This is a genomic window from Arthrobacter sp. L77 (genome assembly GCF_000816565.1).
In the GTDB taxonomy this organism is placed as follows: Bacteria; Actinomycetota; Actinomycetes; order Actinomycetales; family Micrococcaceae; genus Arthrobacter_D; species Arthrobacter_D antioxidans.
On record NZ_JWSU01000006.1, the window covers coordinates 466,033 to 485,133 of the forward strand.

The window sequence follows — 19,101 nt, forward strand, 5'->3', positions numbered from 1 at the left end:
GGTCAGCGGTTTCCGAGCCGCTCCCGCAGGCGGGCGAAGACGCCGGAGCCGCTGCTGGCGAGCTGGCCGTCCGTGTACTCCTCGTTGCGCAGTTCGGCCAGCTTCCGCAGGAGTTCCTCCTGCTGAGGGTCCACGTTGCGCGGGGTCTCGACGTTGAGGTGGACCCGCAGGTCACCCCTGCCCTGGCTTCGCAGGTGCGTGACGCCGAGGCCCCGCAGGGTCAGGATCTCGCCGGGCTGCGTGCCGGGCTTGATGTCGAGCTCCTGGTCGCCGTCGTAGGTGTCCAGGTGCACCGTGGTGCCGAGCGCGGCAGCGGTCATCGGGACGCTCAGGGTCACGTGCAGGTCGTCGCCGTCGCGCAGGAAGGTGGAGTCGGTGGCCACCCGGATCTCCACGTACAGGTCGCCCTGCGGTCCGCCGGCCGTCCCGGCCTCGCCCTGGCCGGCCAGCTGGATGCGCGTGCCGGTGCTGACACCCGCCGGGACCTTGATGGTCAGGGTGCGGCGGGCACGGACACGGCCCTCACCGCTGCACTCGTGGCAGGGGCTGGGGATGACGGTGCCGAAGCCCTGGCAGGTGCCGCAGGGGGCGCTCGTCATGACCTGGCCGAGGATCGAACGCACGGCCCGCTGGACCTGGCCCGAGCCGCCGCAGATGTCGCAGGTGCGCGGTGACGTGCCGGGCTGGCAGCAGCTGCCGTCGCACGTCGGACACATCTCCGCGGTGTCCACCTCGATCTTCTTGTTGGTGCCGAAGACGGCGTCCTTCAGGTCGATGCGCACGTTGATGAGCGCGTCCTGCCCGCGGCGCGTCCTCGACGGGGCACCGGCCTGCTGGCCGCCACCGCCGAAGAAGGTCTCGAAGATGTCCTGGAAGGCGAAGCCCGAGCCCGAGTACCCCGAGCCGTAGCCGCTGTCCGTCCCGTTCTCGTTGCCGGTGGTGTCGTAGACCCGCCGCTTCTGGGGGTCGGACAGCACCTCGTAGGCGTGGCTGACGGCCTTGAACTCCTCCGACGCGTCCGGTCCCGTGTTCACATCGGGGTGGAGCTTCCGGGCGAGCTTGCGGTAGGCCTTCTTGATTTCCTCCCCGGTCGCGCCCTGCGCCACACCGAGGACCTCATAGTGATTACTCACTCGTGCACATCACTTCCTGTTGACTGTTCTGTCATCTGCTCGCCGGCTGGACCGGCGGAAAGGCCATGGTCGGCACTGGGTGGCCGTCGACAACCCAGAACCGCTGCCCGCTGCCCCGTTATTCCTCGAGGATCCTCGAGAGGTAGCGGGCGACGGCGCGCACCGCCGCCATCGTGGTCGGATAGTCCATGCGGGTGGGGCCGAGGATCCCGAGCTTCGCTCCGGCATCCGGCCCGTACCCTGTTGCCACCACGGAGGCCTCCGACAGCCCCCCGTAGGGATTCTCGCTCCCGATCCGCACCGAGATGCCGCGCGCGTCGTACTCCATCTCCGACAGCAGCCGCAGCATGACCACCTGCTCCTCGAGCGCCTCGAGGACGGGGCCGATACTCAGCGGGAAGTCCCCCGTCGAGCGGGCCAGGTTGGCCGTCCCGGCAAGCAGGATGCGGTCGTCCCGTCCGAGCCCGGCGAGCTGTTCGAGCACCCTGACGATCGTACCCCCGTGGGCACGCAGCCCCGGGGGGAACTGGGAGAGGGCGGCACCGAGCTCGCCCGGCAGCGCCACGAGCTTCACGCCCGACACCGCTGACAGGATGCGCTGCTTGAGCTCGGCGAGCTCGGACTCCTCGATGTCCACGTGGGTCCGCACGATGCGCTGCTGCACGGTGCCGTTCGACGCGATCAGGACGACGAGGATCTGCTGCGGGGCCAGCAGCACGCATTCGATGTGCCGCACGGACGCACCACCGACGCGGGGGAACTGGACGACGGCCACCTGGTTGGTGATCTGCGCAAGCAGCCTCACCGTGCGGTCCATCACGTCGTCGAGGTCCTCGGCACCCTCCAGGAGGGTCTGGATGGCCTTCTTCTCCGGCGCGGACAGCGGTTTCACCTCGGAGATACGGTCCACGAACAGGCGGTAGCCCTTGTCGGTGGGGATGCGTCCGGAGCTGGTGTGCGGCGCGGTGATCAGGCCCTCCTCCTCGAGGACGGCCATGTCGTTGCGGATGGTGGCCGAGGAGACGCCGAGCCCGTGGCGGTCCACCAGGGCCTTGGACCCGACGGGCTCCCGGGAATGGACGTAGTCCTCGACGATGGCCCGGAGCACCTCCAGGCGTCGCGGTTCACTCATACCTGTGTCACCTCCGGATCCGTTCCTCTCCCCTGGGTCGGCGCGGCGAGTGGCCCGCGGTTAGCACTCGACACATCCAAGTGCCAAGTCTAGTACGTCCTCTTCGATTGTTAGCATTGGGATCCCGGGCTGCGGCAGACCGCCGGAGCCCCCGTGGGAAGGACGGACCCGGATGGACTACGGCTGGGGAGCCCACGACATATCGGCTCCGAAGCGGGTGGAACTCGCCGATGTCCCCGTGGAGAAGGACATGGTCCTCGAGGACGTGCAGAGCGGGTTCGTCGGCGCGGTGGTCCGCGTGGAGAAGTCCGGCGGACTCCACGTGATGGTGCTCGAGGACCGGCGCGGCAGGACGCGGACGTTCCGCCTCGGCCACGGCTTCCTCCTCGACGGCAGCCCTGTCCACGTCGTCGCACCCGTCCCGGGCGCAGCCCGCACCGCCAACCCTGCCGCCACCCGCACCGCCTCCGGTTCCGTGCGGGTGCAGAACGCCCGGGCGAGGACGGCCCGCGCGAGCAGGATCTGGGTGGAGGGCCAGCACGACGCCGAACTCGTCGAGAAGGTGTGGGGCGACGACCTGCGCCTGGAGGGGATCGTCGTCGAACCGCTGCACGGCGTGGACGACCTCGAAGGGGCGATCCGGGACTTCGGTCCCGGTCCTCAGCGCAGGCTCGGCATCCTCGTCGACCACCTCCTCCCGGGCACGAAGGAGTTCCGGATCGCGCAGCAGGCGATGACCGCTCCGGGGGCCCGCGGCAACGTGCTGATCGTCGGCCACCCGTACGTCGACGTCTGGCAGGCCGTGAAGCCGTCGGCGATGGGCCTGTCGGCCTGGCCCGTGGTCCCCCGCGGCCAGGACTGGAAGACGGGCATCCTGGCCGGCCTGGGCTGGCCCCACCATGACCAGGCCGCCGTGGCCAACGGATGGAGGCGCATCCTGGGCCGGGTCGGCACCTACGCGGATCTGGAGCCGTCGCTGCTCGGCCGGGTCGAGGAAGTGATCGATTTCCTCACCGCCACCCCGGGTACTCCCTGAGCCCCGCGGTGCCGGTCACCACGTATCCTTGGAGCACACTCCGGGGGAAGATTCCCGACCGCCAGCAAAGGAATTGACGTTGTCCAACACCGCCGACCGACAGCAGCACGGACGGGGCGAGTCGCAGCCCCCGTTCGAAGGCACTCCGGCCAACGCCCTTCCCCTGACGGCGTCCGAGGATCGCCAGTACGCCACCCTGGCCCACTTCGGGGGGGTCCTCGGTTTCATCCCGTCCCTGCTGATCTTCCTGATCTTCAAGGATCGCGGTCCCTTCACGGCCCAGGAGTCCAAGGAGGCGCTGAACTTCACGCTGCCTCCCACGATCCTCGCGCTGGTCGCCTGGCTGCTCTCGCTGATGCCCGTCATCGGCGGGGTGTTCGCGGTCGTGAACGCCCTCATCTGGCTGACGATCACCGTCTTCTCGGTGAACGCGGGCATCCAGGTGAACCGCGGCCGCCCGTACCGTTACCCCGTGAATCTGCGCCTCATCCGCTGAACCACCCGCCGCGCCCCTGATGGGCCGGCCCGGCGGCCGCGGGTCAGTCGGGCAGCAGCCGGCGTACCACGGCGTCCGCGAGCAGCCGACCCCTGAAGGTCAGGATCACGCGGCCGGCGAAGGCCGCAGCGGGCTCGACGAGTCCGTCCGCGATCAGGCCAGCAACGGCCTGCCGGCCCGACGAGGTCAGGGTGTCCGTCGCGAGACCCTCCCGCAGGCGCACCCGCAGCATCACGTCCTCGACGTAGCGGTCCCCGTCCGGCAGGACCTCGCGTCCGGCCGCCGGGGAACGGCCCGCCGCCAGGGCGTCCGCATAGGGGCGTGGGTGCTTCACGTTCCACCAGCGCGTCCCGCCGACATGGGAGTGGGCTCCCGGGCCCGCTCCCCACCAGTCGCTGCCGCGCCAGTAGGCCAGGTTGTGCCGGCAGGCATCGGCCGGGGTCCGCGCCCAGTTGCTCACCTCGTACCAGTGCAGGCCGCCCGCGGTGAGCATCTCGTCCGCGAGGGCGTACTTGTCGGCGTGGTCGTCGTCGTCGATCGGCGGCACCTTCCCGCGACGGATGCGCGACGCGAGCTTCGTCCCGTCCTCGATGATGAGGGCGTAGGCGGAGATGTGGTCGGGTCCGTAGGACAGCGCGGTGGCGAGTGATGCCCGCCAGTCCTCCAGTGACTCCCCCGGGGTGCCGTAGATCAGATCGAGGCTGACCTTCAGCCCGGCCTCCCGGGCCCACTGCACGGCCTGCGGGACGCGCTCCGGGGAGTGGGTGCGGTCGAGGACCGCCAGGACGTGGGGCACCGCGGACTGCATGCCGAAGGAGATCCGGGTGAAGCCGGCGTCCCGGAGGACGCGCAGCGATGCGGGGGTGACCGAGTCCGGGTTCGCCTCGGTGGTCACCTCGGCGTCCGGCGCCAGGCCCCAGTGGTCGCGGGCGGCCCGCAGGATCGCCGCGAGGTCCTCGGCGGGGAGCAGCGTGGGCGTGCCACCGCCGAAGAAGACCGTCGAGAGCGGGCGGGGCGGCACCCCGGAGGCTTCCAGCGCCTGTACCCCGAGGGCGAGCTCGGCGAGGACGGAGCCGGCGTAGGCGTCCTGCGACGCGCCGCCGCCGAGCTCGGTGGCCGTGTACGTGTTGAAGTCGCAGTAGCCGCACCGGACGGCGCAGAACGGGATGTGGACGTAGAGGCAGAAGTCACGGTCGAGGGCCCCCTCGGCCGCGGAGGGCGGCAGGACGCCGTCCTCCGGCGCCGGCAGCCCGAGCGGCAGCGCGCTAGGCATGGTGCGTCGACCGCCCGGAACCGTGGCGCGTCACTTCTTGGCTTTGTCCTTCGACTCGTCGGAGGACAGGGCGGCGATGAAGGCTTCCTGGGGTACTTCCACGCGCCCCACCATCTTCATGCGCTTCTTGCCTTCCTTCTGCTTCTCGAGCAGTTTGCGCTTCCGTGTGATGTCACCGCCGTAGCACTTGGCGAGGACGTCCTTGCGGATCGCGCGGATGCTCTCCCGTGCAATGATGCGCGCGCCGATCGCGGCCTGGATGGGCACCTCGAACTGCTGGCGCGGGATCAGCTCGCGGAGCTTGCCCGTCATCATCACGCCGTAGGCGTAGGCCTTGTCGCGGTGGGTGATGGCGCTGAAGGCGTCCACCTGCTCGCCCTGCAGGAGGATGTCGACCTTCACGAGGTCGGACACCTGGTCGCCGTCGGCCTTCCAGTCCAGGGACCCGTACCCGCGGGTCTTCGACTTCAGCAGGTCGAAGAAGTCGAAGACGATCTCCGCGAGGGGCAGCCGGTACCGGATCTCCACGCGCTCCTCGGACAGGTAGTCCATGCCGCCGAGGACGCCGCGGCGCTGCTGGCAGAGCTCCATGATGGCGCCCACGAACTCCGACGGCGCGAGGATGGTCGCGGACACCATGGGCTCGCGCACCTCGGAGATCTTGCCCACAGGGTATTCGCTGGGGTTGGTCACCTTCAGCACCTGCTTGTCCTCGAGGGTCACCTCGTACTCGACGTTCGGCGCGGTGGAGATGAGGTCGAGGTTGTACTCGCGCTCGAGGCGCTCGCGGGTGATCTCGAGGTGCAGGAGACCGAGGAAGCCGACGCGGAAGCCGAAGCCCAGCGCGGCCGACGTCTCGGGCTCGTAGACCAGGGCGGCGTCGTTCAGGGTGAACTTCGCGAGGGCGTCGCGCAGCACGGGGTAGTCGGTGCCGTCCAGCGGGTAGAGGCCGGAGAAGACCATGGGCTTCGGGTCCTGGTACCCGCCCAGCGACTCCGCTGCCGGCTTGGCCAGGTTGGTGACGGTGTCGCCGACCTTGGACTGGCGGACGTCCTTCACACCGGTGATGAGGTAGCCCACCTCGCCCACGCCGAGGCCCTTGGACGGCTTCGGCTCAGGCGAGCTGACGCCGATCTCGAGCAGCTCGTGGCTGGCCCGCGTGGACATCATCTGGATGCGCTCACGAGGGCTCAGCTTGCCGTCGACGACCCGGACGTAGGTCACGACGCCGCGGTAGGTGTCGTAGACGGAGTCGAAGATCATGGCGCGGGCGGGTGCATCCGGGTTCCCGGTGGGCGCGGGCAGGTCGCGGACGATCTTGTCCATGAGCACCTCGACGCCCATGCCGGTCTTCCCGGACACCCTCAGCACGTCCTCCGGTTCGCCGCCGATCAGGCTCGCCAGTTCCGCCGCGTACTTCTCGGGCTGGGCCGCGGGCAGGTCGATCTTGTTCAGCACCGGGATGATCGTGAGGTTGTTCTCCATCGCGAGGTAGAGGTTCGCGAGGGTCTGGGCCTCGATGCCCTGCGCCGCGTCGACGAGGAGCACCGCGCCTTCGCAGGCGGCAAGGGACCGCGACACCTCATAGGTGAAGTCCACGTGGCCGGGAGTGTCGATCATGTTGAGCGCGTAGGCGGTGCCGTCGACCTCCCAGGGCAGGCGGACCGCCTGGGACTTGATGGTGATGCCGCGCTCGCGCTCGATATCCATCCGGTCGAGGTACTGCGCCTTCATGTCCCGCTGCTCGACGGCTCCCGTGAGCTGCAGCATGCGGTCGGCCAGCGTGGACTTCCCGTGATCGATGTGGGCGATGATGCAGAAATTCCTGATGATCGCCGGATCGGTGGCGGCAGGCACCGGAGCGGTGCGGGCCATGGGTGACACGTAGCTTCCTCACTCTTGCGGAACAGGGTCTCTGGACGGAACGGGGTCTTGCACGGAACCGGTCCGGGGTGCGGTGGCCGGGCGGGCGGGCCCGGGTCCGGTGGCACCGGTCCGCGGCGGCCTCCCCTAGTGTCCCATGACGCCGCGTGGCTGCGGCAATCGCCCCCATGGGCGGCCGCCGCCCGCGCGGCCGCCCGCTCGCCGGGACCGGTGGGTCTGCTCGCTAGGATTCGACCATGGCGATCACCCTGCGTTCCTTCCTGTCCCTCGCGAACCGCGTCGTCCGCGCCGTCAGCAGCACCGCGCCCGCCGAGCGGACGGGCACCCCCGCCCGACGCCGGCCGGCCGGACGCTCGGGGACCTCCCCGTCCCCGTCCACCCAGGGCCGTCGCCGGACGGCCCTGCTCGCCTACTCCCCTACTGCCGACGGCAAGCCCGATCCCGGGGAGATCGTATGGACGTGGGTGCCGTACGAGGACGACCCGTCGCAGGGGAAGGACCGCCCCGTGCTGCTGGTGGGCCGGGACGGCGGCACCCTGCTCGGCCTGATGCTCACGAGCCGGGACCGCAACAACGCCGGCGACCACGACGACCGTTACGTCGACATCGGGACGGGGGCGTGGGACCGGCAGGGGCGCCCGAGCGAGGTGCGGGTCGACCGCCTGCTCCGCATCCTGCCGGACGACATCAGGAGGGAGGGCGCCGTCCTTCCGCGTCCGCACTACGAACGGGTGGTCGCGGAGGTCCCCGCGCACCTGTTCGGCTGAGGGCCGCGTCGCCGGGCAGCTGTCCGCGCCCCGGCCGGAACCGGGGTCCGACCCCGGGTCGCTCGGGTTGCGGGCAGGTTTCTGCTAACCTGTATAGCTGTGTGTCCGCGCAGGTCTTCGGGCACTTTGGCCGATCGCCACACGGTATCCCCACGCCGCTCAGTCTTCGGTTGGCCGAACTACCCTCACGACCAGTCCGCAATACAAAGAAAGTTCTCATACGTGGCAAATATCAAGTCCCAGAAGAAGCGCATCCTCACCAACGAAAAGGCGAGGCAGCGTAACAACTCGGTCAAATCCGAGCTCAAGACCGCCATCCGCGCCGTGAACACGGCCGTCGATGGCGCGGACAAGGATGCTGCCGCTACGGCGCTGCAGGCGGCCAGCCGCAAGCTCGACAAGGCTGTCACCAAGGGTGTGCTGCACAAGAACAACGCAGCGAACCACAAGTCCGCGATCTCCAAGAAGGTCAACGCGCTCTAAGCTGCGGAACCTTCGACGAAGGGCCGGCTCCTCACGGGGCCGGCCCTTCGTCGTTCCTCGGGCGCCTGCTCCGTCCCGTCCCGGTCAGCCGTCTCCGAGCGCGATGACGGTGACCGCACGCTCGACCGCGTAGACGGGGTCCCGGGACTCGCCCTTCACCTGGGCGTCGGCCTCAGCGAGGGCCCGCACGCAGCGGGCGAGGGCGTCGGGGCTGAAGCGCTGGGCTTCCTTCCGCGCCTGGTCCACCTGCCAGGGGGCCATGCCCAAGTCCTTGGCCAGCTGCATGGAGGAGCCCCGGACACCGTGGACCTTCGCCACGGCCCGGACCTTCATCGCGAGGGCGGCGACGATGGGGACGGGGTCGGCGCCCGTGGCCAGGGCGTGGCGCAGCATGGACAGCGCCTGGGCCGTGCGTCCCGCCAGCGCCGCATCGGCGACCTTGAAGCCCGTCGCCTCGACGCGTCCTCCGTAGTACTTCTCCACCGTCTCGACGGTGACGTCACCGGTCATGTCGGCCATGAGCTGCTGGCAGGCGGCTGCGAGCTCGGGTAGCTGCGATCCGACGGCGGCGACGAGGGCCCGGACGGCATCCGGGTCGATGCGCCGGCGCGCGAGGCGGAACTCGGTCGTGACGAATTCGGCCTTCTCGCCGTCCTTCTTCAGCGGCTGGCAGTCGACCACGGTGGCCCGGGCGGCCTTGATCGCGTCCAGCAGCTTCTTCCCGCGGTTGCCGCCCGAGTGGCGCAGCACCAGGACGACGTCGGGTGCCGGGTCGGCGAGGTAGGACAGGGCGTCGACCAGGAAGGCGTCGCTCATCTGCGCCAGCCCGGCCACCTCGATGATCTTCCAGTCCCCGAATAGTGACGGGCTCGCCTGCATCGTCAGATGGCCCGCTTCGTAGGATCCGGCGTCGAAACGGACCAGCTCGGCTTCGGGCTGCGCCGTCCGGACCTGCTGCCGGATGGACTCCGCCGCCTTCGATGCGAGATAGTCCTCCGGGCCGGCGAGCAGGACGACTCCCGCCGGTTGCACCTCGCGCCAGGAGGATGTCTGCTGATGGGCGGCGCCGGTCCGGCCGGCCGGTGATCTGGTTGCCACGTGGCGGGGTTCCTTCCGTCGAAACACCTCCTACTGTTGCACGGCGCCGACGCGCCTCAAAGTCGCCGTCCTCCCGGTCCGGGAAGCGTCATCGGAGCGGGCGGACCTCGACGGTCGCGCCGACGACGTCCACCGTGAAGGACCCCAGTTCGTCCGTCCGGGCCGCCACGATCCCTGCCCGGCGGAGCGCGTCGAGGATGCCCGGATGCGGATGACCGTACTCGTTGTCCTGACCGGCCGAGATGAGCGCCAGTCGCGGGCCGAGCGCGTCGATCAGCGCCGTGCCCCCGTTCCTCGCGCCATGGTGGGCGATCTTGAGGATGTCGACCCCCCTGTCCGCGAGGCCGGCATCGACGCCGAGCAGCGCCGCGGCGGCGTCCTCCTCGAGGTCGCCGGTCAGCAGGATCCTGATCGGACGGTCGGGGGCCGGGACCTCCACCTCCAGCACGGCGCTCGCGTTGTTCTCCTCGGTCAGGTCCGCCGTCGTCGTGGGCCAGAGGACGTCGACCCGGAGCGGGGCGAGGTCGAGGGTCGTCGTGGCGTCCAGCCGCTCCGGGGCGACGCCGCTCGCGGCCGCTGCCCGGGTCACCGCCGGCGGAAGGCCGTCCTCGCCGCTGGAGTAGTAGAGGGCGGAGAGGGTCCGTCCGCGGACGACGCCCTCGACGCCGCCGTAGTGGTCGTCGTGCAGGTGGGTGATGACGAGGGCATCGATCACCTCCACACGCAGGGCGTCCAGGCAGCGGTCCATGGCATCCGGGTCGGGTCCGGCATCGACGACCAGTGCGTGGCCGGGCGTCGTCTCCAGCACCATGCCGTCCCCCTGGCCGACGTCGCACATCGCCAGGTCCCACTCCGCCGCCGCGGGTCCCGCCCTCACGCGGACGACGGCAGCGGCGACCAGGCACAGGACCAGGACCGTGAGGACGACCGCCGCCGTCCGCCGGCGGCGGGCCCGTGCGGGAGCCACGGGCCGCGGTCCCGGAGAGCCGTCCGCGAGGGACGAACGTCGCCGGCGGACGACGGTGCTTCCCCGGGCGGCAACGGCCGGTGCCCGCCCTGCCAGGATCAGCAGGACCGCCAGCGACACCAGCGCCGCGGCGGCTGCTCCGGGTACCCCCGGGAGCCACGGCACCGCCGCGCCCGGGCCGGTGGACAGCATCTCCGCCACGCCGGCCACCCACCGCGTACCCCACTGGGCGGAGCCGATCAGCGGCGGCGCCAGGGCCGGTGCGCCGACGAGCGCCAGGACGGCGAGCATGCCCAGCAGGGTGATCGCGGGGACCACGGGTGATGCGAGGACGTTCGCGGGCAGTGAGTACAGCGGGAGCGTGGGCTGGATCAGCACGAGGACGGGCGTGCAGAACAGCTGCGCCGTCAGCGGGATCGCCAGCAGCTCTGGGCGGCGGGTCGCGGCATCACCCGCTGGAGGGTCTCCGACACCCGGGGTCCGGCGGTGACGAGGCCCAGGGTCGCGGCGACCGACAGCACGAAGGCGTAGGACACGGACAGCCAGGGGTCCGCTGCGAGCAGGACGATGACGGACAGCATCAGGAGGGTCAGCGACACCCTGCCGCGCCCGGACAGGACGGCCGCGACACCGATGGCGCCCATCACCGCTGCGCGGAGGACACTCGGTTCGGGCCGTACCAGCAGCACGAAGCCCACGAGGGCGATCAGGGCGCCGACGGCCGACGGCAGCCGCGGGGCGCGCACGAGACGCAGGGCCAGGAAGGCGAAGGCCACGACGTAGGAGCAGTTCGCCCCGCTCACGGCCGTCAGGTGCGTCAGGCCGGTCGTCCTCATGGCATCCCCCAGACCGGGGTCCAGGCCCTCCCTGTCACCGAGTGCCATCCCCGGGAGCAGTCCTCCGTCGCGGCCGTCGCGCAGCGAGAGCTCCCGGAAGCGTGCCCTCAGCCCATCGGTGTAGCCCAGCCACCCGCCCGCCTCGTCGACACTCGGTGCACTCGCGGGCAGGAAGACGGCCCTCGCCCTGCCGAGACGGTCGGGCGGCTTCGCGGTCCCGAGCACGCGCACCGTGTCTCCGGTCCCCATGCCGCCCCACCGCTGCGGGGCAAGGACCACGACCGGCGTCGTGGCAGCGAAGCGTCGTCCCTGAAGGACGCCCCCGATCACGTCGGCGTCCACCAGATAGCGGTCGCCGCCACCGAAAGCACCGGGCGGCAGGAGCGTCGGCTCGCCCGAGATCCGCAGGATCGCGGTGAACGGCATCCCGGCCCGCACCGCGCGGTCGACCGGTCCGGATTCGGCCCGGGCGAGGCTGCCGCCCGCGGCCAGCAGGACGAGCGCCAGCGCGGCGGCCGGGGCGAGGGCCTGTGCCGAGACCACCACCCTCGTGGGCGCCCGCCCGCGAGGCGCCAGGAGGAGCACGCACCCGATGACGAGGCCNGCGAGCAGGCCGGCCGCCGTCGCGCCCGTCGCTCCGCCGTGGACGGCGGCCGCGGCGGCTGTCCACGCGGCCGCTGCGGAGGGCACGAGCCTGAGATCGCCGCTCCAGCGCGGCGGGCGCCGCCCCTCCGACACGGCATGGTCCGACACGGCGCCGCGAGACCGGTCCCGCCCCGATCCGCCGCCGGAGCTCATGGCAGCGGGCAGGGTCGCCCCGCTCACCGGACCGTGACGAGGGGCAGCATCCCCTCGAGCAGCGCGGGACCGATGCCGGGCACGGCGTCGACGTCGGCGGCCTGGGCGAAGGGGCCGTGCTCGTCCCGCCAGTCGATGATCCGCTGCCCGAGGACGGGCCCCACCCCTGGGAGCGTCTCGATCTGCGCCAGCGTGGCGGTGTTGATATCGATGATCCCCGGCGACGCACCGTCGGCGCCGCCGGCCTCCGGACCGGTCCGGGGTCCCGGTCCGGACGCCGGCGCGGGCACGGGCGGCTCCCCCACGCCGGGGCGCGGCTCCTCGCCCACCGCCAGGAGATGGATGTGCTGGCCATCGGTCGGGATGCCGGCGAGATTGATCCCTTCGAGGTCGGCCTCCGGGAGGGCGCCGCCCGCGCGCTCGATGATCTCGACGAGGCGGGTGCCGGCAGGAACCGTGATGACGCCGGGGGTCGCCACCGCCCCGGTGACGTACACGATCACCGGACCCTCCCCTGCGCCCGTCCCGGCCACCGCAGCCGGCCCGCCCCGGCCGCCCTGGAGCGAGCTTCCGTCGGACGAGGAGCCCTCAGCCCGGCTTGGATCCTCCTCCGCAGCGTTTCGATCAGCACCACCCGTACCCCCCGCGGTCGAACGGGAGCCGGAATCCGACGCACCGTCACCGTCTGGACCCGTGGGACGGGCGTCGAGCTGCACCGATACCGCGGCGGCCGACGGCTCCGAGCTCCGGACGAGGAACAGCGCCGCTCCGACCGCCAGCGCGACGCCGAGGAACACGAGCGCGGCCGAGCGCGCGACGCGCCACTGGACACCCCCGGGGTGGGGAGGTTCGCCGTCGTCCCCGTTCACGGGGCTATGACCATCTCCGGCATCGCCGTCGGGCCCGTCAGGCGGGAGGGTGCGGCGCGGCGGCGCCCCGGCGTCCCCGGCTGTCGGCCATCGGTGCTTTCCCATGCAGCCACCCTAGGAAGGGGGCGGTCGGCGCCCCAGGGCCGATGCGGCTATGTGGACATCTCCGGCAGGTCCCGCCGCCCTCAGGCGGGGCCGGTCTGCTCCCCACTGACCGTGACGGCCACGACGCCGAGGCCGGCATGGGCGGCGAGCACAGCGGGGCAGGGGGCCAGGGAGACCTGCCCCGCCCCGACGGAGAGCTCGAGCCGCCCGGCGAGGGATGCGGCCTCCTCCTCGTTGCCGAAGTGGTGCACGGTCAGCAGCGTTCCCCCGCCCCGGCGCGCGACGTCCGCCTCGGCCAGCTCCTGCAGCCGCTGGATGCCCCGGACGGCCGAGCGCATCCGTTCCAGCGGCACCAGGCGCCCGCCCAGTACATGGAGGATCACCCGGACGGAGAGCAGCGTCCCGAGCCAGCCGGCGGCGCTGGAGATCCGTCCCCCACGCCGGAGCTGCTCGAGGTTCGGGACGTAGAAGTAGAGCGCCGACCCGCGCGCCGCGATGGCGGCGGCGGCCGCCGAGGCCTGCAGGTCCCCACCCCGGCGGGCGGCCCCGAGGGCGGCGAGGGCGGCCCGGCCCTGCGCCATGGCGGCCGTCCGCGTGTCGATGACCTCGACGGGGAGCACCGCCCGGGAGGCCGCGAGCCGCGCCGCGTCCACCGTCCCGGACAGCAGCCCCGAGAGGTGCACGGAGACGATGCCGTCGTAGCCGTCCTGCTCGAGCCGACCGTACAGCCTGTCGAACTGACCGGGCGACGGCCGCGAGGTGCGCACGTCCGCCCCGGCGGCGAGGGCCATCATCAGCGGCGCGGTGACGTCGTCGTACTCGCCGGTGAGGATCTCGTCACCCACGAGCACCGGCATCGGGACCACCTCGATCCCCTCGGCGGGCGCCCCGGGCAGGCGCCAGCCGGGCGGGAAACCCGCGGCGGAATCGGTGACGACGGCTATGCGCACGGCACGCCGCCGTCCGATCCGCCGTCCATCGATGCCCGGCTCATCGGGACCCCATCAGGCAGGGACGATGTTGACCAGCTTGGGCGCGCGCACGATGACCGTCCGAACGCCGCGGCCGTCCAGGACACGCTGCACCTGCTCGCTGGCCAGCGCCAGCTCGCGGAGGGCGTCCTCGTCGATGTCCGGCGAGACCGTGAGGCGGTCGCGCACCTTGCCCTGGACCTGCACGACGGCGACGACGGAGTCCTGCGTCAGCAGGCCCGGGTCGACGACGGGCCAACCCGCCGTGGCCACGGTCGCCTCGTGCCCGAGCCGCTCCCACAGGTCCTCGGCCGTGTAGGGCGCGAAGAGTCCGAGGATGACGGCGACGGCCTCCGCCGCCTCGCGGACGGCCGGATCGCCGCCGCCCACCCCGGAGTCGATCGCCTTCCTCGTCGCGTTGACGAGTTCCATCAGCTTGGCGATGACGACGTTGAACTTGTTGGCCTCCATCAGCTCGGAGGCGTCGGCGACCGTCCGGTGGGTCACGGAGCGCAGCGCCCGGTCACCCGCCGACGGGTCCGCGCCGACGGCGCTCGTCACGTCGCCGCCGAGCCGCCACGCGCGGGCCAGGAACTTCGCGGAGCCCGACGGCGAGACGTCCGCCCAGTCGACGTCGTCCTCCGGCGGCGAGGCGAACACCATGGTGAGGCGGACGGCGTCGACACCGAAGCGGTCCAGCTGCTCGCCGAGATCCACGCCGTTGCCGAGGGACTTGCTCATCGCCTTGCCGCCGTTGAGCACCTGGCCCTGGTTGAGCAGCGCGCTGAAGGGTTCCGTGAAGGAGACCATGCCCAGGTCGAACAGGACCTTGGTGAAGAACCGGCTGTAGAGCAGGTGGAGGATGGCGTGCTCGACGCCGCCCACGTACTGTCCCACCGGCAGCCAGCGGTTGACGGCCTCGGAGTCGAACGGCGCGGTGTCCAGGTGCGGGTCGATGAAGCGCAGGTAGTACCAGGACGAGTCCACGAAGGTGTCCATGGTGTCGGTGTCCCGCCTCGCGGCGCCTCCGCAGGACGGGCATGCCACGTCGACCCACTCCTCGACGGCGGCCAGCGGCGAGGTGCCCTTCGGGGCCAGGGACTCGCCCCGGAGCCCCTCGGGCAGCGTGACCGGCAGCTGCTCGTCGGGGACGGGGACCTCTCCGCAGGTGGGGCAGTGGATGATCGGGATGGGCGTGCCCCAGAAGCGCTGCCGCGACAGCAGCCAGTCGCGCAGCCGGTAGTTGATGGTGTGCTCGCCGGTGCCCTGCGCCTCGATCAGTTCGACGGCGCGGCGGATGGCGGTCGCCTTGTCCAGGCCGGTCAGCTCCCCCGAGTTGACGAGGGTCCCCTCGCCCGTCGTCGCGATCCCGGTGGCAGCGGCGTCCTCGGCGCCGGTGTCGACGACGGTGCGGACGGGCAGGTCGAAGGTCCGGGCGAAGTCGAGGTCGCGCTGGTCGTGTGCGGGGACGGCCATGATCGCGCCGGTGCCGTAGTCGGCCAGCACGTAGTCCGCAGCCCACACGGGCAGCTTCTCTCCGTTGAGGGGGTTGACGGCGTACCGTCCGGTGAAGACGCCCGTCTTCTCCCGCTCGGTGGCCTGCCGCTCGATCTCCGAGAGCCCCTTGACCTGCTCGCGGTACGCGTCGAGGGCGGCGCGGTGCTCCGGGGTGACCAGCTCGAGCGCCAGGTCGGCGTCCGCCGCGACGACGAAGAAGGTTGCCCCGTACAGGGTGTCGGGTCGCGTCGTGAAGACGGCGACGTCGGTGTCCGGAAGGTCGCCGTCGGCCCCGATCCGGAAGCGGACGTGGGCCCCCTCGGACCGGCCGATCCAGTTGCGCTGCATGGCGAGCACGCGCTCCGGCCAGTGGCCCTTGAGCTGGTCCATGTCGTCGAGCAGGCGGTCCGCGTAGTCCGTGATCTTGAAGTACCACTGGTTCAGGCTCTTCTTGGTGACCAGGGTCCCGCAGCGGTCACAGGCGCCGTTGATGACCTGCTCGTTCGCCAGCACCGTCTGGTCCTTCGGGCACCAGTTCACCGGCGAGTCCCTGCGGTATGCCAGGCCCTTCTGGAAGAACCGCACGAACAGCCACTGCGTCCAGCGGTAGTACTCCGGGTCCGAGGTGTGCAGCCGGCGGTCCCAGTCCGCGCTGATCGCATAGCGACGGAAGGAGTTCGCCTGGGTCTCGATGTTCGCGTACGTCCACTCGGCGGGGTGCGCGTTGCGCTTGATCGCCGCGTTCTCGGCTGGGAGACCGAACGAGTCCCAGCCGATCGGGTGCAGGACGTCGAAGCCCTTCTGCCGGTAGAAGCGCGCCGCGACGTCGCCCATGGCGAATGCCTCGGCGTGGCCCATGTGCAGGTCGCCCGACGGGTAGGGGAACATGTCCAGCACGTAGCGCCGCTCGCGCGACCCGTCGTCGGCCGGGGCGAACGCCCGGAGCCTGTCCCAGACCGCCGGCCACTTCGCCTCGATGGCCGTGAAATCGTAGGTGCTGTCGTCCGGCCGGGCGACCTCGGGGTTGCTGCTCACTGTATGTTGGCCTGTCCTGTCGGTGGAACGTGGTTCTGCGGTGATGCGCCGCTGTTCGGCTCGTGCTGCGCCCCGGCGGCCGCGGGCGGCGACGGGGACGGTCCCTGCGCCGGACACACAAAAGCCCCTCGCAGACGGGAGGGGCTGGCCGCACGGCGGAAACCGTACGGCTACGTAAGGAGCATGGTGCGCAGCATGCCCTCACTTTAGCAGTGCGGGCGGGACGGTGTCCGGCCGCGGTACCGCATGGAGAGGGGATCCCCGATCCGTCGGACGACGGATCGGGGATCCCCTCGATCGACCCGTGCTAGCGCACGTCCTCGTCGACCCAGTCGAAGGTCTTCGTGACGGCCTTCTTCCACATGCGGAGCTGACGGTCGCGCTCGGCGTCGTCCATCGCCGGATTCCAGCGCTTGTCCTCGGCCCAGTTGGTCGCGAGCTCGTCGGTGTCCTTCCAGAAGCCGACGGCGAGGCCCGCGGCGTAGGCGGCGCCGAGGGCCGTGGTCTCCGTGACCTTCGGACGGATGACCGGGATGCCGAGGATGTCGGCCTGGAACTGCATCAGGGCGTCATTGGCGACCATGCCGCCGTCGACCCTGAGGTCCTCCATGTTCACCCCGGAGTCGGCGTTGGCCGCATCCAGCACCTCGCGGGTCTGGAAAGCGGTCGCCTCGAGCGCGGCACGGGCGATGTGACCCTTGTTCACGAAGCGGGTCAGGCCGACGATCGCGCCGCGGGCATCGGAACGCCAGTACGGTGCGAAGAGGCCGGAGAACGCGGGGACGATGTAGACGCCGCCGTTGTCCTCGACCGTCGTCGCGAGCTGCTCCACCTCGGGCGCACTCTTGATGATGCCGAGATTGTCCCGGAGCCACTGGATCAGCGAACCGGTGACGGCGATCGACCCTTCGAGCGCGTAGACCGGCTTGGCGTCCCCGAGCTTGTAGCAGACGGTCGTCAGCAGGCCGTTCTTCGAGTGGACGATCTCCTCGCCGGTGTTGACGATCATGAAGTTGCCGGTGCCGTAGGTGTTCTTCGCACCGCCCTTCTCGAAGGCGGCCTGGCCGAACGTGGCGGCCTGCTGGTCGCCGAGGATACCGGCGACCGGCACCTCGCGGAGGAGCTGCGATGTGTGGACGGTGCCGTAGACCTCCGAGGAGGACTTGATCTCGGGCATCATCGAGCGCGGGACCCCGAAGTCGGCGAGGATGGACTCGTCCCAGGACAGCGTCTCGAGGTCCATGAACAGCGTGCGGGAGGCGTTGGTGACGTCGGTGATGTGCACGCCGCCGTCGGTGCCGCCCGTGAGGTTCCAGGTGACCCAGGAGTCCGTGTTGCCGAACAGGAGGTCGCCCGCCTCGGCCTTCGCACGCGCACCCTCGACGTTGTCGAGGATCCACTTGATCTTGGTGCCGGAGAAGTAGGTGGCGAGCGGGAGCCCGACCTTCGCCTTGTAGCGCTCGACGCCGCCGTCCTGGGCGAGCTCGTCGACGATGTTCTGTGTCCGTGTGTCCTGCCAGACGATGGCGTTGTACACGGCCTGGCCGGTGGTCCTGTCCCAGACGACGGCGGTCTCACGCTGGTTGGTGATGCCGACGGCGGCGATGTCGTGCCGAGTGAGGTTGGCCTTCGCCAACGCGTTGCCGATGACCTCGCGGGTGTTGTTCCAGATCTCGGCGGGGTCGTGCTCCACCCAGCCGGCCTTCGGGAAGATCTGCTCGTGCTCCTTCTGGCCGGAGGACACGATATCGCCCTTGTGGTCGAACACGATGGCCCTGCTGGAGGTGGTGCCCTGGTCGATGGCGATGACGTACTGCTGCGACATGTCTTACTCCTTCATTGGATGACGACGTGGAGAAGCGGGCGGCCCTGGGGCCGCCCGAGGCGATGCTCCCTAGGCTGCGGGCGGGAAAGAGACGTACTGGATGACGATGCCTGCGAGGACGCCGCCGATGATCGGCCCGACGACCGGGACCCACGCGTAGCCCCAGTCGCTGCCGCCCTTGCCCTTGATGGGCAGCAGGGCGTGGGCGATACGGGGGCCGAGGTCGCGGTTCGGGTTGATGGCGTAGCCCGTGGGACCACCGAGCGAGGCGCCGATGCCGACGACCAGGAGCGCGACGGCGAGCGGGCCGAGACCGGACGGGGTGCTGCCGAAGGACAGGATCACGAACACGAGGACGAAGGTGCCGATGATCTCGGTGACGAGGTTCCAGCCGTAGTTCCGGATGGCGGGACCGGTCGAGAAGACGCCGAGCTTGTTGGCGGGCTCGGGCTCCTCGTCGAAGTGCTGCTTGTAGGCGAGCCAGCAGAACACGGCGCCGAGGATGGAGCCGAGCATCTGGGCGGCGAGGTAGCCCATGGCGTTGACGAAGTCCTTGTCGACGCCGGGGGCGAACTCGGCGACGTCGGAATTGACCCAGAGGCCCATTGTGACGGCGAAGTTCAGGTGGGCGCCGGACAGCGCGGCGACGTAGACGCCGGCGAAGACGGCGAGCCCCCACCCGAAGTTGACCATGAGAAAACCGCCGTTATTGCCCTTGGTCCGGGCGAGCGCCACATTCGCGACCACCCCGGTACCGAGCAACAACAGCATGAATGTGCCGAATGCTTCGGCTACGAACACGTCCAGAGACATCTTTGACTCCTTTGTCTATTCACTTGTCGAAGGGTGCCGCCGCCTCGACGGCACCCGTTCGCTTCCCCCCGGCAACCACTGCC

At 70.8% G+C, this 19,101-nt stretch carries 16 protein-coding genes; 4 read left to right on the forward strand and 12 right to left on the reverse strand.

Annotated features, from left to right (window positions below; translation table 11 throughout):
• Positions 1 to 2 precede the first annotated feature (2 nt).
• Positions 3 to 1,133 carry a molecular chaperone DnaJ gene (dnaJ, locus tag RY94_RS12355; protein ID WP_043445462.1) on the reverse strand — a complete coding sequence of 377 codons (1,131 nt, stop codon included), beginning with the start codon at positions 1,131 to 1,133 and terminating at the stop codon, positions 3 to 5.
• A 118-nt stretch (positions 1,134 to 1,251) separates the two neighbouring features.
• Positions 1,252 to 2,265 (reverse strand): heat-inducible transcriptional repressor HrcA, encoded by a 1,014-nt coding sequence (hrcA, locus tag RY94_RS12360; RefSeq protein ID WP_043445465.1) that lies wholly within the window; start codon positions 2,263 to 2,265, stop codon positions 1,252 to 1,254.
• Positions 2,266 to 2,437: 172 nt separating this feature from the next.
• Here hrcA and RY94_RS12365 point away from each other — a divergent pair, with 172 nt between their 5' ends.
• Both RY94_RS12365 and RY94_RS12370 read left to right on the forward strand, forming a co-directional pair.
• Positions 2,438 to 3,301, forward strand: coding sequence for a DUF3097 family protein (locus RY94_RS12365; RefSeq protein WP_043445467.1), 864 nt, complete (start codon positions 2,438 to 2,440; stop codon positions 3,299 to 3,301).
• A 79-nt stretch (positions 3,302 to 3,380) separates the two neighbouring features.
• Positions 3,381 to 3,797 carry a DUF4870 domain-containing protein gene (locus RY94_RS12370; protein WP_043445470.1) on the forward strand — a complete coding sequence of 139 codons (417 nt, stop codon included), beginning with the start codon at positions 3,381 to 3,383 and terminating at the stop codon, positions 3,795 to 3,797.
• Between the two features lie 43 nt (positions 3,798 to 3,840).
• On the opposite strand, the gene hemW is transcribed toward RY94_RS12370, so the two are convergent.
• Positions 3,841 to 5,070, reverse strand: a complete 1,230-nt coding sequence (hemW, locus tag RY94_RS12375; protein WP_043445473.1) for a radical SAM family heme chaperone HemW — start codon at positions 5,068 to 5,070, stop codon at positions 3,841 to 3,843.
• A gap of 30 nt (positions 5,071 to 5,100) precedes the next feature.
• Positions 5,101 to 6,954, reverse strand: a complete 1,854-nt coding sequence (gene lepA / locus RY94_RS12380; protein ID WP_197060671.1) for a translation elongation factor 4 — start codon at positions 6,952 to 6,954, stop codon at positions 5,101 to 5,103.
• A gap of 236 nt (positions 6,955 to 7,190) precedes the next feature.
• On the opposite strand from lepA, the gene RY94_RS12385 reads away from it, so the two are divergent.
• Both RY94_RS12385 and rpsT read left to right on the forward strand, forming a co-directional pair.
• The gene (locus RY94_RS12385) at positions 7,191 to 7,721 is read left to right on the forward strand and encodes a type II toxin-antitoxin system PemK/MazF family toxin (RefSeq protein ID WP_043445481.1); all 531 of its coding nucleotides are present in this window, start codon (positions 7,191 to 7,193) and stop codon (positions 7,719 to 7,721) included.
• A gap of 222 nt (positions 7,722 to 7,943) precedes the next feature.
• Positions 7,944 to 8,204, forward strand: coding sequence for a 30S ribosomal protein S20 (gene rpsT / locus RY94_RS12390; protein WP_043445483.1), 261 nt, complete (start codon positions 7,944 to 7,946; stop codon positions 8,202 to 8,204).
• Positions 8,205 to 8,288: 84 nt separating this feature from the next.
• On the opposite strand, the gene holA is transcribed toward rpsT, so the two are convergent.
• The 8 genes from holA to RY94_RS12425 all read right to left on the reverse strand — a co-directional run bounded on the left by holA (position 8,289) and on the right by RY94_RS12425 (position 19,018).
• Entirely contained in the window at positions 8,289 to 9,302 is a 1,014-nt protein-coding gene (holA, locus tag RY94_RS12395; RefSeq protein WP_043445486.1) for a DNA polymerase III subunit delta, read from the reverse strand.
• An 88-nt stretch (positions 9,303 to 9,390) separates the two neighbouring features.
• Positions 9,391 to 10,647, reverse strand: a complete 1,257-nt coding sequence (locus RY94_RS18565; RefSeq protein WP_052274312.1) for a ComEC/Rec2 family competence protein — start codon at positions 10,645 to 10,647, stop codon at positions 9,391 to 9,393.
• 29 nt (positions 10,648 to 10,676) lie between these two features.
• Positions 10,677 to 11,903, reverse strand: coding sequence for a ComEC/Rec2 family competence protein (locus RY94_RS18570; RefSeq protein WP_442853455.1), 1,227 nt, complete (start codon positions 11,901 to 11,903; stop codon positions 10,677 to 10,679).
• 23 nt (positions 11,904 to 11,926) lie between these two features.
• Positions 11,927 to 12,877: a ComEA family DNA-binding protein gene (locus RY94_RS12405; RefSeq protein WP_156135167.1), complete on the reverse strand. Its 951-nt coding sequence runs from the start codon at positions 12,875 to 12,877 to the stop codon at positions 11,927 to 11,929.
• Positions 12,878 to 12,957: 80 nt separating this feature from the next.
• Entirely contained in the window at positions 12,958 to 13,827 is an 870-nt protein-coding gene (locus tag RY94_RS12410; RefSeq protein ID WP_052274315.1) for a DegV family protein, read from the reverse strand.
• 54 nt (positions 13,828 to 13,881) lie between these two features.
• Positions 13,882 to 16,380, reverse strand: a complete 2,499-nt coding sequence (leuS, locus tag RY94_RS12415; protein ID WP_043445492.1) for a leucine--tRNA ligase — start codon at positions 16,378 to 16,380, stop codon at positions 13,882 to 13,884.
• 307 nt (positions 16,381 to 16,687) lie between these two features.
• Positions 16,688 to 18,205: a glycerol kinase GlpK gene (gene glpK, locus RY94_RS12420; protein ID WP_043445494.1), complete on the reverse strand. Its 1,518-nt coding sequence runs from the start codon at positions 18,203 to 18,205 to the stop codon at positions 16,688 to 16,690.
• Between the two features lie 69 nt (positions 18,206 to 18,274).
• A complete protein-coding gene (locus tag RY94_RS12425; RefSeq protein WP_043445497.1) occupies positions 18,275 to 19,018 on the reverse strand; it encodes an MIP/aquaporin family protein in 744 nt (247 codons plus the stop codon).
• Between the last annotated feature and the right edge of the window lie 83 nt (positions 19,019 to 19,101).